Origin of the sequence: Pseudonocardia sp. CA-107938 (assembly GCF_050936315.1) — a bacterium.
Taxonomy (GTDB): Bacteria; Actinomycetota; Actinomycetes; order Mycobacteriales; family Pseudonocardiaceae; genus Pseudonocardia.
Genome location: NZ_JBNJNA010000001.1, coordinates 3,645,280 through 3,660,586 on the forward strand (window position 1 = coordinate 3,645,280; position 15,307 = coordinate 3,660,586).

A 15,307-nucleotide genomic window follows, 5' to 3' on the forward strand; every position below is an offset into this window, starting at 1 on the left:
GACGGCGGGATGCGACGATCAATGATCGTGTTGCCCGCCCGCCTGGCCGTGTCCTGCGCCGCCGCCCTGCTCGCCCTCGCAGGCTGCGCCGCGGCACCCCCGGTCGCGCCACCGGCGCCGGGCTGCGTCACGGCCTTCGATCCGCAGACCGACTACTTCCCGGTCAAGGCGCAGTTCGAGCACGCCACCGCCGTCACGCTCGACTACGAGCGCAGCTACCGGGTGCTGACGGTGAAGCAGCCCTACCCGGGCGGCGCCCCCGAGTCCTACGTGCTGCTGCAGTGCGGCGCGCCGCGGCCGCAGCTGCCGCCGCAGCTCGCCGGCGCGCCCGTCATCGAGACGCCGGTGCGCAGCGTCTACGCCGCCTCCACCACGCAGCTGCCGATGATCACCGACGTCGGCGCGCTGGACGTCCTGACCGGCGTCGCCACTCCCGACTACGTCTCCGACACGGCGGTGCGGGCCCGGATCGCGTCCGGCGCCGTGCGCGGGTTCGCCACCAACGGCCAGATCAACGGCGAGTCGGTGCTGGCCGCGGCGCCGTCGGTGCTGCTCAGCCAGGGCACGGAGGACCCGGCGTTCCCCGCGCTGCGCACCGGTGGCGTGCCGGTGATCGGCTGGGCCGACTACCTCGAGACCGGCCCGCTCGCGCAGGCCGAGTGGATCAAGGTGGTGGGCGCGTTGACCGGCCACGACGCCGAGGCGAACCGCGTCTACGACGACATCGCCCGCCGCTACGCCGACGTCCGTGCGAAGGTCGCGGGAGCGCCGCCCGTCCCGGTGCTGCTCGGTGCCGCCTACCAGGGCACCTGGCGGGTTCCGCAGGGCGGCGGCATCGCCGGCAACCTGGTCCGCGACGCCGGCGGGACCTGGTCGCAGGCCGCGAACCCCGGTTCCGGGGCGCTCGCCCAGGACCTGGAGACGGTGTTCGCCGCCGACGGCCAGGCCCGGATCTGGCTCACCGACGGCCCGCTGCCCACGAAGGCGGCCGTGGTCGCCGCCGACGCCCGGTACGGCACCCTGGCCGCCGTGCGCGACGGCCAGGTGTGGACGCGGGACCGGCGGGTGGGCCCGACCGGCGGCAACGACGTCTTCGAGCGCGGCGTCACCCACCCCGACGAGGTGCTCGCCGACCTCGCCGCGATCCTGCACCCGGACCGGCTGCCCGGCCACGAGTTCGTCTACTACCGGCAGGCCACCGGGTGAGGGGAGCGGGCGCGCTCGTGGGCCTCGCGCTCGTCGGCGGGATCCTGTTCGTGCTGGCCGTGGCGCCGGGACCGGTACCGGTGCCGCTGGCCGACACGGTGCGGGTGATCGTCGGGGCGGAGCCCTCCGATCCGCGGTGGAGCGTCGTGATCGGCACGTTCCGCCTCGCCCGCGCGGGCACCGCCGTGCTGGCCGGAGCCGGGCTGGGGGTGGCCGGGCTGCTCATGCAGACGCTCTTCCGCAACGCGCTCGCCGACCCGTACGTGCTCGGCGTCTCGGCCGGGGCGAGCCTCGGGGTGGCGCTGTTCCTCGCCGCGACGACGACCGCTGCGGCCGGCGCCACCTTCGGCGCGAGCCTGGTCGGACTCGGCCGGGTGGGCGCGGTGGGCGCGGCCGCGGTCGGCGCCGCCGGGGTGCTCGGGCTCGTGCTGGTGCTGGCCCGGCGCGTGCGCTCCGCGGTCACGCTGCTGATCGTCGGTGTCATGGTGGGTGCCGTGGCGGCTGCCGTCGTGAGCCTCGTGCTGGTGTGGTCGGACCCGTTGACCGCCCAGCAGTACCTGGTGTGGGGCCTGGGCAGCGTCGACGCCACCACGGGCGCCGACCTGCCGGTCCTCGCGGCGGTCGTCGCGGCCGGGCTGGTGCTGGCCGGGCTGGTCGCCGCGCCGCTGACGGCGTTCCTGCTCGGCGAGGACTACGCCCGCAGCATGGGCGTGGACGTCCGGCTCGTGCGGATCGCCGTGCTGGTCGCGGCCGCCCTGCTGGCCGGCGGGATCACCGCGTACTGCGGGCCGATCGCCTTCGTCGGCATCGCTGTGCCGCACCTGGCCCGGCTGGTGGCGGGCACGTCCGATCACCGGCTGCTGCTGCCGGCGACCGCGCTCGTCGGCGCGGTGACGTTGCTGGCCTGCACGATCGCCGCGCACCCGCCGGGCGCCGAGCTCGTCGTGCCGTTGAACGTGGTGACCTCGCTGATCGGCGGACCCGTCGTGATCGCGGTGCTGCTGCGCAGCAGCCGGTTCGCGGGTGCGGCGACGTGACGCTCGTGCTCGACGGCCTGACGGTCGGCCACGGCGGCCGCACCGTGCTGGCCGGCGTCCACGCCGCCGCTGCTCCGGGCGAGCTGACCGTGCTCATCGGACCCAACGGTGCCGGCAAGTCCACGCTGCTGCGAACGGCCGCCGGGCTGCTGCCGCCGCTCGCCGGCAGCGTCCGCCTCGACGGGGTCGACCTGCTCGCGCGCACCCCGACCGAGCGGGCCCGGCAGCTGGCGGTGGTGCTCACCGACCGCGTCGAACCCGGGCTGCTGACCGCGCACGAGCTCGTCGGCCTCGGCCGGCTCCCGCACACCGGTCCGTTCCGTCGGCTCGGCCGGGCCGACCTCGCGGCGATCGACGGCGCGCTCGACGCGACCGGTGCCGCGCCCTTCGCGGCACGCCGGGTCGCCGAGCTGTCCGACGGGGAGCGCCAGCGGGTGCTCGTCGCGCGGGCGCTCGCGCAGGCGCCGCAGGTCCTGCTGCTCGACGAGCCCGGCGCGTTCCTCGACGTCGCCGCGCGCGTCGGGCTGCTCGTCCTCCTGCGCGACCTCGCCCGCACGGCGAAGATGTGCGTCGTGGCGTCGTCGCACGACCTGGAGTCGGCCCTGCGGCTGGCCGACCGCGTGTGGCTGGTCGGCGCCGACGGCGACCTGCACACCGGCACCCCTGAGGAGCTGACCGCGACCGGCCGGATCGGCGCGGTCTTCGACACCCCCGCGCTGGCCTTCGACGCCGGGTCGGGCACGTTCGCCCGCACCGGACCGGCCGGCCCGACCGTGCGCATCCGCGGGGAGCACGCGGCCCTGATCGGCCGCGCCCTGCAGCGCGAGGGCTGGACCCCGGAGCCGGACGGGCCGGCCGACGCCGAGGTCACCGGCCACCCGCACGGCTTCCGGGCACAGGCCGCGGGCGCCACCCGGCAGCTCGCCGGCTGGTCCGAGCTGGCGGAGTGGGCCCGAACCACCACGGCCGCGGCGCCCCGCCGCGCCGCGGACGCCGAGGTGGCGGACGCGCTCGCCGCGGCCGCGGCCGTCGGCCCGTACTTCGCCGTGCAGGAGCGCGCAGGCGACGGCTGGACGGCTCTGGATGCCGCCGGCCTGGCCGCGCTCACCGACACCGTCGGTGCGCGGCTCGGCACCACCGAGCGCCGGGTGGCCGCGTCGATCATGCTCCAGGGACTCGCGGCCCGGCTCGTCTCGCCGGTGCTGGCCGGGCTCGGTCGCGGGGTCGTGCTGGACCTCGATCCTGCCGGCACGGTCGTGCGCAGCCGGCCGGGGCAGGCCATGGAGCTGGCGTGCGCGCACGTCGGCGGCTGGCGCACCCCCGAACCGGGCGCCGCGCTCGTCGCCGACGTGCTGCTGGAGCAGCAGCTGCGCCCGCTCGTCGAGGCGGTGGCGGCGGACGGCCCCGTCGCCGAGGGGCTGCTGTGGGGCAACGTCGCGTCGGCGCTGGTGGGCGCGCTGACGGTGCTCGGCGGCGGCCCGGCCACGCGCATCGTGGAGGAGCTGCTCGGCACCGGCCCGCTGGCCGGCACGAGCGAGGGCGGTCTGGCAGGGTTCCGCCGCCGCTCCTGCTGCCTGTACTACCGCACGCCGGCCGGCGGCTACTGCGGCGACTGCGCACTCACCCCCGGGTAGGCGACGAGAACGACGTTGCGGTGATCAACAAGGCTTTTTGATCACCGCAACGTCGTTCTCGACGCGTCAGCGGGGGAGGGTGAAGCCGTCCGCGGGCGGTGGCGGTGGGGCCGGCGGAGGCCGCACCGGGGCCGCTGCGGCCTGCTCGACGTTCAACCGCGCGGTCTCGCGGCGGCTGCGCTCCGCCAGCACCGCGGCGAGGAACGCCTCCGGCGGGGTGCCGGGCGGCGGGGCGGGGCTGACCAGCGCCGTCGCCTCCGCCGCGAACGACGTGGCCATCGACGCGCGCGCCTGCGCGTCCATGTCCGGCGCGCGCAGCAGGAACTGGCGGATCGAGAGCGCCAGCGCGTCCGGCACCTGGGAGAGCGTCACGGTGTTCGCCCACCCGGCCAGCGGCGGCGGCATCACGATCCCGCCGCGCGTGGTCGTGCGCACCCGGTCGCGCACGACGACCGTGCCGGCGAGGAGGTCGCCGATCCGCTTGCCGCGCGGCGAGATGAGCGACGAGAACAGGGCGACGGCGCCGGTGAAGCCGCTGACCACCCCGAAGTCGACGATCAGCCCGGCGAGTCCGCGGGCCAGCGCGTGCCGGAACCGGATCGGCCCGCCGTCGTCGCGCACCACCCGCAGCCCGACGATGAGCTTGCCGAGGCTGCGCCCGCGGCTGAGCGTCTCGACGGTGACGGGCACGCCCACCAGCACGAGCACCGACGTGCCGATCACCATCGCCGCCGCGAAGGCGGGGTCGGCGTCGAACGTGCCGGCGAACGCGTAGCCGAGCAGGATCAGCACGTCCAGGATCAGCACGAGCGCGGCGTCGATGCCGAACGCGAGCGAGCGCGACGCCAGCTGGGCCAGCGGCAGCTCCACCACCACGGCCTCGCCGGTGATCACGTCACGCACCCGGCCATTGTGCCGTCGTTAGGCTGACCACGTGGACGTCGACGCCTACACGGCCCGCCACGGCCCGGAGTGGCAGCGGCTGCAGCGGCTCGTCGCGCGGGCGTCGCGGCTGTCCGGGCCGGAGGCCGACGAGCTGGTGACGCTCTACCAGCGCACGGCGACGCACCTGTCGACGATCCGCTCGTCGTCGCCGGACCCGGCGCTGGTGCAGCGGCTGTCCCAGCTGGTCGCGGAGGCGCGCTCGGCGATCGCGGGCGTGCACACGCCGGCGTGGAAGGTGGCGGTGCGGTTCCTCGTGGCCGGGTTCCCGGCCGCGCTCTACGCAGGTCGGCGCTGGTGGCTCTGCGTCTCCGCGGTGAGCGTCGTGCTGTCGCTGGTGGTCGGCGCGTGGGTGGCCGGGTCGCCCGACGTGCAGTCCGCGATCGCGTCGCCGGCGGAGATCCGCAGGCTCGTCGACGTCGAGTTCGAGCAGTACTACTCGTCGGCGCCGGCCGGCTCGTTCGCGGCGCAGGTGTGGACGAACAACGCGTGGATCGCCGCGATCTGCCTGGTGTCGGGGATCCTGATCGTGCCGGTGGTCTCGGTGCTCTGGCAGAACGTGCTCAACATCGGCGTCACCGGCGGGATCATGGCCGGCGCCGGCCGGTTGGACCTGTTCTTCGGCCTGATCACCCCGCACGGGTTGCTGGAGCTGACCGCCGTGTTCGTCGCCGCCGGGGCCGGGCTGCGGCTGGGCTGGACGCTGGTCGACCCGGGTCCGCTGCCGCGCGCCACCGCCGTCGCGGCCGCCGGGCGGGCCACCGTCGGGATGGCGCTGGGCGTGGCGCTGCTGCTGGCCGTGTCCGGCGTGATCGAGGCGTTCGTGACGCCGTCCGGGCTGCCGACGTGGGCGCGCATCGGCATCGGGGTGCTCGCCGAGCTGGCGTTCGTCGCGTACGTGTGGGTGCTGGGCCGCCGCGCCGCGCGGGCCGGCGAGACGGGCGACGTCGACGAGGCGGGTGACCTGCTCCCCACCGCCGGCTGATCAGACCTCCACGAGCAGGTGGTAGGCGTACAGAGCGACGAGCGCGGCGGCCGCGACCCAGCCACCGCGCCACGCCGCGCGGGACACCGGCGGGGCCGCGCGCCACGCCGCCACCCCGAGCGGAACGAGCGCAGCGGCCAGCAGCGCCGTGGCGACCAGCGAGTTCACCGCGCTGCCCTTCAACACGCCGCTGGAGTGCGTCAGCATGATCGCGACGCCGGCGGCCGGCAGCCAGCCGAGCACCCCGGCCCGGACCGCGCCGACGGCGAGCAGCGCCCAGCCGATGTTGTCGAGGAACGTGAGCGGGTAGAGCACGTACCAGGACTGGTAGGTCGCAGTGACCGCATGCGTCGCGGTGTCGAGTCCCTGCACGTCGACGAGGTGCAGGGCGAGGAAGCCGATGCCGTCCTGGAACAGCCGCACGGCCGTGCCCAGCACCGCGGCGGTGGCGCCCCAGAACGCCCAGCCCGGCTCCCGCACCGCGATCATCGCGGCCAGCGCGAGGAACGCCGGCACGAGTGCCAGCAGGCCGAGCGTGAACAGCCCGTACGAGACGAGGATCGTGGTGCGATCCGTCGCCATCGCCGCGAGCTGGGCGGGGTAGTAGTAGAAGTGCCCCATGCGGACGGCCTCGCCGGCCAGCAGCAGGAGCGGCGCCGCGACCAGTGCCACGGCACCCAGCCGGGGCCCCGGCCACGACCGCTGCGGCTCAGCCCGCACCGCGGCGGCGGGCAGCTCGCCGGGCCGCAGCAGCACGCCGGCGACCAGCGTGCCCAGCACGGCGCCGAGCAGCGCCAGGGCGTCGTCGACGGGGGACTGTCCCCACCGGACGCCCGCGAGCCCCGTCGCGGCGAGCGAGCCGAGCGCCGCCCCGATCTGCTGCGCCACCACGAGTACCAGCAGCACCCGCGTCACCGGCGCGGCCAGCACGTCCTTGAGCTGTTCCCCCACGCCGATCAGTGTGGCCGCAGCGGGACCGCCGCAACTGCGGGACGACCCCGACCCGAACCCTGATCAGAGCCGCCCGGCCGCCTTCAGGGCCAGGTACGCGTCGGCGACGGCGGGGGCGAGCGTGTCGGGGGGCTCGTCGACGACGGTGACGCCGCGCCGGGTCAGCTGGGCCGCCGCGGTGCGTCGCTCGGCGCGGGCGCGCTCGGCCGCCGCCGCGCCGTAGACGGCGTCGGCGTCGGACCGGTCGGCGGCCAGCTCGGCGACCCGCGGATCGGCCACCGCGGCCACCACCACCGTGTGCCGGGTGAGCAGCGACGGGAGGCCCGGCAGCAGCCCCTCGGTGACCGTGGCCGGGTCGAGCCCGGTGAACAGCACCACCAGCGACCGCCGCGTCGCACGGGCCAGCACGGCAGCCACCATGCCGCGCACGTCGGTCTCCACCAGCTCCGGCTCCAGCGGCGCCATAGCCTGCACGAGCCCGGGCAGCAGGTCGCCGCGGCCGGCGCCGCCGACCTGCGCGCGGACCGTCCGGTCGTAGGCCAGCAGGCCGACGGTGTCGCCGGCGCGGGCGGCGAGCGCGCCCAGCAGCAGCGCGGCGTCCATGGCGGTGTCCAGGCGCGGGGCGTCCCCGACGCGGCCGGCGGCCGTGCGGCCGGTGTCCAGCACGATCAGCACCTGCCGGTCGCGCTCCGGCCGCCACGTCCGCACGACGACGTCGGCGGCGCGCGCGGTGGCGCGCCAGTCGATGGAGCGCACGTCGTCGCCGATGACGTACTCGCGCAGCGAGTCGAACTCGGTGCCCTGCCCGCGCACCATCACCGCGGTGCGCCCGTCCAGCTCGCGGAGGCGGGCCAGCCGCGAGGGCAGGTGCTTGCGCGAGGTGAACGGGGGCAGCGCCCGCACCGACCACGGCACCTCGTGGTGGCCCTGCCGGGCGGCCAGCCCCAGCGGCCCGAACGAGCGCACGGTGACGCGGTCGGCGCGCCGGTCACCCCGCCGGGTCGGCGTCAGGCTGGTCGTCAGGCGGCGCCGTTCCCCGGCCGGCACGGTGACCCGGTGCCGGGTCGGCGACGCGCCCGCGCTGGGCGGCCAGGCGTCGCGCACGAGGGCGCGCAGCGTGCGCGGGCCGGGGTTGGCGATCACCAGCTCGACGGACACGCTGCCGCCCAGCCGCACCGCGGTGTCGCCGGAGCGGCGCAGCGCCAGTGCGGAGACGGGTGCGGCGAGCACCACGTCCACGACGACGCCGAGCAACAGCACACCGAGCACGGCGAGGAACGCGGCAGGCCCGGGGAACACCCCGCACACGAGGGCCCCGAGGGCGGCGACGAGCGCTAGCCGCCCGGTCAGCGCCACGTCACACACCCAGTGCGGACCTCACACATGCTGCACCGTGTGTGGCGACCCCACTCGGTGTGTGAGGTCATCGGGGGACCGGGACCGTGGCCAGGACGCCGTCGATCACCGCGTCCTGCGTGACCCCGTCCAGCTCCGCCTCGGGGCGCAGGCGCAGGCGGTGCCGCAGCGTCGGGCGCGCGAGCGCCTGCACGTCGTCGGGGGTGACGTAGCCGCGGCCCGACAGCCACGCCCACGCCCGCGCGGCGGCGAGCAGCGCCGTCTCCCCGCGCGGCGACACCCCCAGCGTGACGGACGGGGCCGAGCGGGTCGCCCGGCACACGTCGACGACGTAGCCGAGCACCTCGGGCGCCAGCGTGACCTCGTTGACGGCGCGGCGGCCGGCCTCGATGTCGGCGGGCCCGGCGACGGCCGTGACCCCGGCTGCGGCCAGGTCGGACGGGTCGAACCCGGCCGCGTGCCGGGACAGGATCGTGATCTCGTCAGCCCGGTCGGGCAGGGGCATCGTCAGCTTCAGCTGGAAGCGGTCGAGCTGCGCCTCCGGCAGCGGGTACGTGCCCTCGTACTCGACGGGGTTCTGCGTCGCGATCACGACGAACGGGTCGGGGAGAGGCCGCGGCTGCCCGTCGACGGACACCTGCCGCTCCTCCATCGCCTCCAGCAGCGACGCCTGCGTCTTCGGCGGGGTGCGGTTGATCTCGTCGGCGAGCAGCAGGTTGGTGAACACCGGGCCCTCGCGGAAGGAGAACTCGGCGGTGCGCGCGTCGTAGACCAGCGAGCCGGTGACGTCGCCGGGCATGAGGTCGGGGGTGAACTGGACACGCTTCGCGTCGAGGGTCAGGGTCGCCGCGAGCGCGCGCACGAGCAGCGTCTTCGCCACCCCCGGCACGCCTTCGAGCAGCACGTGCCGGCGGCACAGCAGCGCAACGACCAGGCCCGTCACCGCCGCGTCCTGGCCGACGACCGCCTTGGCCACCTCGCGCCGGACGTCGTGCAACGCGGCCCGCGCAGCGTCGGCATCGGGGAGTGCCTCGGTCGTCATGCGCGTCGTACCTCCGCTTCGCAGGCGTCCAGCGCCCTGGCCAGATCGATCATCGCGGAGTCGTCCACAGGCGCTGGACCGTACAGCAGCCCGTCGACCTGGCCGGGTGGCCGCCCGGTCCGCTCCGCCACGGCCGCGACGAGCGCCGGCCGTTCCGCGGCCCCCACCAGCGCGGCCAGCCGCGCCCGGGACGCCTCCCGCAGGACGTCCGCGGCGTGCCCGCGCGCCCTGGCCCGCCGGTACAGCCGGGCCCGGCCCTCCACGGCCTCCGCGGCGCGGACGGTCACCGGCAGCGGCTCGGTGACGACCCGGCCGAGCCGGCGCGCCCGCCAGGCCGCGGCCAGCACGGCGGCGACCCCGAGCATGCCAGCGGCCCACAGCCAGCCCGGCGGCACCAGCTCGTCGATGCTGCGCTGCTGGTCGACGGGCGCGCCCTCCGGCAGCGCCCGGAACCACACCAGCCGCGGGTGCGCACCCAGCAGGTTCATCGTCAGCGCCGCGTCGCCCTCGTCGGCGAGGTCGTCGTTGGTGAACGCGGTGCGGCCGCCGAGCACCACCACCGTGCGCCCGCCGGCCTGCACCTGCACCAGCGCCGGGCCCTCAGGGGTGGAGTAGCACGTGATCGCGTCCGGCGGCGCGGTGAACGTGCCGGCGCCCAGCACGGCGGACCCGGCGGCGCGTGCGGCCGGGAGCAGGCAGCCCGGCTCGAGCGGACGTTCCGTGCCCGATCGGCGGTCGACGGTCACCCCCGGCGCGAGCACGCGCAGCTGCCCGTCGGTCGGCTGGAGCAGCACCAGATCGGCCTGGGTCGCCGCCAGGGTGTCCAGCTGGAACTGCGAGAGCATGTCCGGGAACGGCACCAGCACCGTCGTGTCGCGCCCGGCCCCCTGGACGTCGGCCGACCGCGTCGCGTGCTCGACCTGCACCCCGCGCTCCCGCAACAGCGTCACCAGCGCCCGGCTGCCCTCCCCGCCGACCGAGTCGGGGTCCAGGTGGCCGCGGGTCGTGCGCGGGCTCACCGCGGCGACGACGACGGCCAGCACGATCAGCACCGCCGCGATCGTGAGCGGGCCGCGGGCCGCCCGCCACACCGCGCGCGGATCGCGGCGCACCGCAGTGGTCACCGCGAGGTCCCGACCGGCCGCGCGCGCACGACGGCCGCGTCGACCGCGCGGAGCTGCGCGTCCATCTCCGCGGTGGCGGTGCGGCCGCCGTACCAGACGTCGTCGAACGTCCGGGCCGCCGCGGCCAGATCGTCCGCGCATTGCGGCAGCACGGCGCCGGCCTCGCGGGCCGCCTCGTCGGCGGTCCGCCCGGGCCGCGCGTCGAGCAGGTCGCGCTCCTCCAGGCCGCGCACGACGGCCCGCAACCGGGACCGGACGGCCTCGGCCCACTCGCCGCGACCGGCGAACGCATCGGCGGCGCGGCGGTGCTCCGCGGCCGTCAGCGGCCCGCCCTCGAACAGCTGCACGGGCGCGGCGGCACTGCGCCCCATCGGCCCGATCCGCAGCCGGATCGCCACGACCGCCGCCACCACGACCACCAGCAGCACCAGCAGCGACAGGTACCCGCCCGGCGTCACGTCGGCAGCCAGCTGGAACAGGTCCGCGATCCGTTCGACGATCCAGGAGAAGATCGCGCCGACGATGCCCTGGTCGCTGTGGTAGTTCGGATCGGCCAGCTCCCGGGCCGCCGCGTCGGCGGCCTCGTCGCGGCCGATCTCGATCGGGATCACTGCTGGGCGGCGCGCTGCAGCGTGATGTCCAGGCCCTCGCGGCGCATCCGCTGGTCGAAGTAGATCAACCCGACGGCCCCGGCCTGGAAGGGCGTGGTGAGCGTGCTGGCGATGACCGCGCCGAGTGCTACCACCACCATGCCCGCGGGGTTCAGCGGGGCGGTGACGCCGAACGCGCCCCCGCTGACGGCGGCCGCGACACCCGCGAAGGGGACCGTGATGATCGTCGCGATCACGGTGGCGATCAGGGTGGCGAGCAGCAGTAGACCTAGGACCCGCCACCACTCCCGCTTCACGAGCGCCCGCGACCGGCGGAACGACCCGATGGCGCTTGCGTGCTCCAGCACGTACACCGGGCCGACGAGCGACCATGACACCCACAGATAGATCGCGGCGGTGAGACCGCCCAGCATCCCGAGCAGCGTCAGTCCCACGATGGCGACCTCGCTCGCTCCGAGCAGTCCCGCTACCAGCGCGGGCACGAACCCGAGGAAGATCGCCGCCGCCACCCCGAGAGCGGACAAGAACGTGACGCCGATCAGGCCCAGCAGCCGTCCCCTGGCGGCACGCCAGGCCTCTCCGACCTCCATCCGGCGTCCCAGTACGGCCTGCGACAGCACGACGATCAGCAGACCGGTCAGCACCGAGATGCCGAGGAACGAGATGCCGCCCGAGATCATCGACTTCCCGAAGAAGCCTGATAGCTCGTCGAGGTAGCGCTCGACGTCGCGCTCCGCGCCGGCCGGGTTCGGCTGGACGGGAAAGCCCGTCATCAACCCGACGATAAGGTTCAGCAGCTGGACTACGGCTGCGATCGCGGCCGAGAGCCCGATCGTGGCTAGAGGTTGGCTGCGGATGAAGCTGATGGCGCCGTCGAGGATCTCGCCGAAGCCGAGCGGGCGCAGCGGGATCACACCAGGCCGGACCGCCCTTTGAGGCTGCCACTGCGGGGTGGACAGGCCGGGATGGGACCCGCTGGCGGGAGGCACGTTCGCGACCGACGGCTGCTGCCCGGCCGGGGGCTGCCATAGCGGCGGGTACTGGGTGCCAAGGTTCGGGATGGTCGGTGTCGGGTCAACGCGCGCCGGCTCGGTCGACGCCTTCTCCAGTGACGGGCCGCACGGGTCGCTGCCATCGTGGCCGGCGGGCGAGGTGGGGTCGGGACCCGGCGGATCTGCTTCCCGCTGCTCGTCCTGCGACCGGTCGCCCGGTCGTGTCCACTCCGATGGCTCGCTCATCTATCCCCCGTCGTGACGCCTGGGGTTCCATCGTGCCAGGTGGAGGGGAGGGCTTCCGCCACGCATCAGCGTCATCATGGCGCTGTCTGGGTGGCCGGCCGGGATGCGGGTGATCGTGCGCGCGCCGCGAACGCCCGCGCCCCGCGACGCAACTGTGCCTGACCGACCCCGAACGGGCACCGCTACATCGCCTTCGCCACCAACACCCGCCACGGTGGAACCCGGGCGGCAACGCCGACCTCGAGCTGCGGCATCGCCGCCGAGCCCGGGTCGAGGACCGCATCAGCGCTGCGAAAGACAACGGGCTGCGCAACCTGGCCCCTGCGGAGTCGAACCAGAACCGGATCTGGCAGGCCATCGTCATGCTCGCCTGCGAGACCACCGCCTGGACCAACCGCTCGCCTTCGCCACCGAGCCCGCGCGGCGCTGGGAACCCAAACGACTGCGCCTGCGCATCTTGTCGCTTCCCGCTGAAGCGGCGTCACGCCCGCCGCACCGTGCTGCACCTGCCCGCCCGCTCACCATGGACCGCGCGAGTCCTGGCCGGGATAGCTGGCTCCGCGCTCGCCGTCCCAGATGAACGCGACCCCGACCGTCCCGACGAGCCCTGAAGCCGACCGGACCGTGGTGGACCCGGCGCACCGAGCGACCTCGGCATTCTCAGCAGGCAGAATCCGACCTCATGACCGGATCGGACACCGGTCAAGATCACCATCGGCCGGGCGACCAAGGATCGGGCTAGAAGCTCGAATTGGCTGCACAGTTGGGCAGTCGTATCAACCCAGTGTGCCCCGGCGGCAACTTAATGCTGGCTCTCCGATTCGCCGCGGGAGGCAGGGTGCCACTTCTGGAATTGCCACACTGCGAGGTCGCGTGCAGCGTAGTCGATGTTATTCTTGTAGGCATTTCGCGGAGGTCGGAGTCGCTCTCTTGCTGACAATGTTAACTGCGATTCCAACGCAAGCTCCGTTGCTCCGTGCGATGCGGGCCATGATCACCATTCCAGGGCCAATGATGCCTCCGGTGACAGCGCAGACGATGTTGGCCGGCGGTGGAAACAGGCTGCATCCCGTGGCGATCAGCGAAGCAACCAGTGCGGGCCCTCCGTCCGCCAAGTTGCTGGTCTCCGTCTTGCTGAAGATGACGCAGGGGTCTGTCGTCGACGCGACGCAACGCCCGATTGCCACGGTCGGGGCGGGCTGTAGTGCTGGCGCGGCATACGCAGCTGCCGGAGCCACTCCGACGGTGATTGCAATTGCAAGAAGTGGCGCCATAAGCCACCATTTTAGTCCAGATAGGGCTGTCTTGTACACTCATTCCTCCGGATGCGAGTTGGGTTTGATGCAGTGACGAATTGATCTCGGCGATGGTTGGCACCGGACCAATCGTCTGAGCATCGTCCGTCATCGGCGGGCGTCTAAAACTCACCCTGCTTCGATGGGTGGACCAATGTGTTGTTCCGAGGCGGTTGTTCAATGGTCTTGATGTTAGAGCCCTCGGTGGCTCGTTCGGGCAACTTTGGAAAAACTTGAGGTAGAAAGTTTGCCCTGGAAGACAGGGTCTCACTCAGCGTGAGAGCCTGGGCCGGCTGTGGCGGCAGCTTGTTGACGCAGAGTCACGATGCGGACGTTTGGCTGTCAGGTGCTGTGTACAACGCCCCGTGCCTGCGGTGGGTTGTGCATGTCAGGCGTCGTTCGACACCCGGAATGATCTCGCAGCCGAACCGGCGCTCAGTGCTCCACTTGCTACCGCCGCGTCACCACGGCCACCGCGAGCGCGGTCGTCACGGGCACGGACGCGACGATGCCGATGCTGCCGACGAGCGTGCGCACCACCTCGACCGCGATCACCTCGGTGGTGAGGGTGTCGGTGAGGCCGCGCTCGGCGACCGAGAACAGCAGGAGCAGCGGCAGCGCGGCGCCCGCGTAGGCCAGCACGAGCGTGTTCACCGAGGACGCGACGTGGTCGCGTCCGATCCGCATGGCCGCGGCGAACAGCGCCCGCGGACGCATCGCGGGATCGGCGGCGTTGAGCTCCCACACCGCAGAGGTCTGGGTGACGGTCACGTCGTCGAGGGCGCCGAGCGCGCCGATGACGAGCCCGGCGAGCACCAGCCCGCGCCCGTCCACCGAGGTGCCCAGCGCGCGGGCGAGCCCCGCGGTGTCCTCGCCCAGCCCGGTGATGTGCGCGGCCGCGACGAACACCGCGCCGAGCACCCCGATCAGCACCAGCGACGCGAGCGTGCCCAGCACGGCCGTCGACGTGCGCGCGGAGAAGCCGTGCGTCAGGTACAGGACCCCGAACATGATCGCGCACGACCCGGCGACGGCCACGGCGAGCGGGTCGCGGCCCGCCAGGATGGCCGGCAGCACGAAGGTCACCAGCACGACCAGGGACAGGCCCAGCGCGATCAGCGCCGCGAGCCCCCGCCAGCGGCCCAGCGCCACCACCGCGACGGCGAAGAGGACGGCGAGCACGAGCATCGGCGTGCCCCGCTGGAAGTCCACGGGGTCGTACGAGGCGGGATCGGCCGGGTCGCCGGACTGCAGCAGCACGATGTCGTCGCCGGCGCCCCACGGGACGGTTCCGCGGACCTTCGACGCCACGGTCTGCACCGTGCGCCCATCGGCGAGCGTGACGTCGAGCGCCACGCAGTCGAGCGGGGCGCCGGGATCGGCGGTGTCGCACGGCACCTCCGTCGCCGCCGTGACGTGCCCTGGCACCCGCGGCCCGGCCGCTGCCGCGGCGTCGGTGCGGGCGAAACCCGACCACGGCGCGAAAAGCACGATCCCCACCGCCGTCGCCAGCGCGGCCGGCACGAGCAGCGCGGCGATCGCGACCCGCACCCGTCGCCCGGCGGGTGCCGGCGGTTCGTGCGAGTGCCCGTGCCCGCGGTGGTGCCCGGCGATCGCCGGAGGTTCGGTGGCGGCGCGGCGGCGGTGACGGGCAGCTCTGCTCACCGGCAGATCGTCCCGTCCGCGCAGCGGTGTCCGGTGCGCGGGCCGGGTAGCGAGTCCGGCTGGTCTGTCGGCTGCCGGGCTTGGGCAGCCGGGAGTTTGCGGTGATCATGGGCAGAACGCGGTTCTGGATCGATCTCGGAACGACGGTTTGCCCATGATCACCGCGCCTCCAGCCGGGCCGGACGGGCCGAGCCGGCCGGGGAGTGTCGGTGATCAAGGGC

At 74.4% G+C, this 15,307-nt stretch carries 12 protein-coding genes and 1 pseudogene; 5 read left to right on the forward strand and 8 right to left on the reverse strand.

Translation table 11 applies throughout. The annotated features are described in order from the left end of the window. The first annotated feature begins 27 nt into the window (after positions 1–27). The 4 genes and pseudogenes from ACQEVB_RS18210 (at position 28) to ACQEVB_RS18225 (ending at position 3,877) form a co-directional block, all read left to right on the forward strand. Positions 28–1,206, forward strand: coding sequence for an ABC transporter substrate-binding protein (locus tag ACQEVB_RS18210; RefSeq protein WP_432972559.1), 1,179 nt, complete (start codon positions 28–30; stop codon positions 1,204–1,206). Continuing rightward, entirely contained in the window at positions 1,203–2,243 is a 1,041-nt protein-coding gene (locus tag ACQEVB_RS18215; protein ID WP_432972562.1) for a FecCD family ABC transporter permease, read from the forward strand. The genes ACQEVB_RS18210 and ACQEVB_RS18215 overlap by 4 nt, the downstream gene beginning before the upstream one ends. Before the next feature lie 5 nt (positions 2,244–2,248). After that, positions 2,249–2,722 (forward strand): annotated as a pseudogene (locus ACQEVB_RS18220) (ABC transporter ATP-binding protein); the annotation flags it as partial. Positions 2,723–3,406: 684 nt separating this feature from the next. Beyond that, a complete protein-coding gene (locus ACQEVB_RS18225) occupies positions 3,407–3,877 on the forward strand; it encodes a (2Fe-2S)-binding protein (protein WP_432980435.1) in 471 nt (156 codons plus the stop codon). Between the two features lie 66 nt (positions 3,878–3,943). Here ACQEVB_RS18225 and ACQEVB_RS18230 read toward each other — a convergent pair whose 3' ends face one another. Beyond that, positions 3,944–4,780 (reverse strand): RDD family protein, encoded by an 837-nt coding sequence (locus tag ACQEVB_RS18230; protein ID WP_432972565.1) that lies wholly within the window; start codon positions 4,778–4,780, stop codon positions 3,944–3,946. Positions 4,781–4,811: 31 nt separating this feature from the next. On the opposite strand from ACQEVB_RS18230, the gene ACQEVB_RS18235 reads away from it, so the two are divergent. After that, the gene (locus ACQEVB_RS18235; RefSeq protein ID WP_432972568.1) at positions 4,812–5,804 is read left to right on the forward strand and encodes a stage II sporulation protein M; all 993 of its coding nucleotides are present in this window, start codon (positions 4,812–4,814) and stop codon (positions 5,802–5,804) included. On the opposite strand, the gene ACQEVB_RS18240 is transcribed toward ACQEVB_RS18235, so the two are convergent. The 7 genes from ACQEVB_RS18240 to ACQEVB_RS18270 form a co-directional block, all read right to left on the reverse strand. Continuing rightward, positions 5,805–6,755, reverse strand: a complete 951-nt coding sequence (locus ACQEVB_RS18240) for a hypothetical protein (protein ID WP_432972571.1) — start codon at positions 6,753–6,755, stop codon at positions 5,805–5,807. A gap of 63 nt (positions 6,756–6,818) precedes the next feature. Next, a complete protein-coding gene (locus tag ACQEVB_RS18245; RefSeq protein WP_432972574.1) occupies positions 6,819–8,111 on the reverse strand; it encodes a DUF58 domain-containing protein in 1,293 nt (430 codons plus the stop codon). A 67-nt stretch (positions 8,112–8,178) separates the two neighbouring features. Beyond that, positions 8,179–9,153 carry an AAA family ATPase gene (locus tag ACQEVB_RS18250; protein WP_432972576.1) on the reverse strand — a complete coding sequence of 325 codons (975 nt, stop codon included), beginning with the start codon at positions 9,151–9,153 and terminating at the stop codon, positions 8,179–8,181. Next, on the reverse strand, positions 9,150–10,277 hold the full coding sequence (locus tag ACQEVB_RS18255) for a DUF4350 domain-containing protein (RefSeq protein ID WP_432972579.1): 1,128 nt from the start codon (positions 10,275–10,277) through the stop codon (positions 9,150–9,152). The genes ACQEVB_RS18250 and ACQEVB_RS18255 overlap by 4 nt, the downstream gene beginning before the upstream one ends. After that, positions 10,274–10,888 (reverse strand): DUF4129 domain-containing protein, encoded by a 615-nt coding sequence (locus ACQEVB_RS18260; RefSeq protein ID WP_432972582.1) that lies wholly within the window; start codon positions 10,886–10,888, stop codon positions 10,274–10,276. The genes ACQEVB_RS18255 and ACQEVB_RS18260 overlap by 4 nt, the downstream gene beginning before the upstream one ends. Beyond that, the gene (locus ACQEVB_RS18265; protein ID WP_432972585.1) at positions 10,885–12,126 is read right to left on the reverse strand and encodes a hypothetical protein; all 1,242 of its coding nucleotides are present in this window, start codon (positions 12,124–12,126) and stop codon (positions 10,885–10,887) included. The genes ACQEVB_RS18260 and ACQEVB_RS18265 overlap by 4 nt, the downstream gene beginning before the upstream one ends. 1,745 nt (positions 12,127–13,871) lie before the next feature. Next, positions 13,872–15,086 carry a YibE/F family protein gene (locus tag ACQEVB_RS18270; RefSeq protein WP_432972588.1) on the reverse strand — a complete coding sequence of 405 codons (1,215 nt, stop codon included), beginning with the start codon at positions 15,084–15,086 and terminating at the stop codon, positions 13,872–13,874. Positions 15,087–15,307: the final 221 nt, after the last annotated feature.

Bases quoted from the DNA above. Each gene is read 5' to 3' on its own strand.
- ACQEVB_RS18225 (WP_432980435.1), top strand. From the start codon at position 3,407: ATGCTCCAGGGACTCGCGGCCCGGCTCGTCTCGCCGGTGCTGGCCGGG.
- ACQEVB_RS18250 (WP_432972576.1), bottom strand. From the start codon at position 9,153: ATGACGACCGAGGCACTCCCCGATGCCGACGCTGCGCGGGCCGCGTTG.
- ACQEVB_RS18265 (WP_432972585.1), bottom strand. From the start codon at position 12,126: ATGAGCGAGCCATCGGAGTGGACACGACCGGGCGACCGGTCGCAGGAC.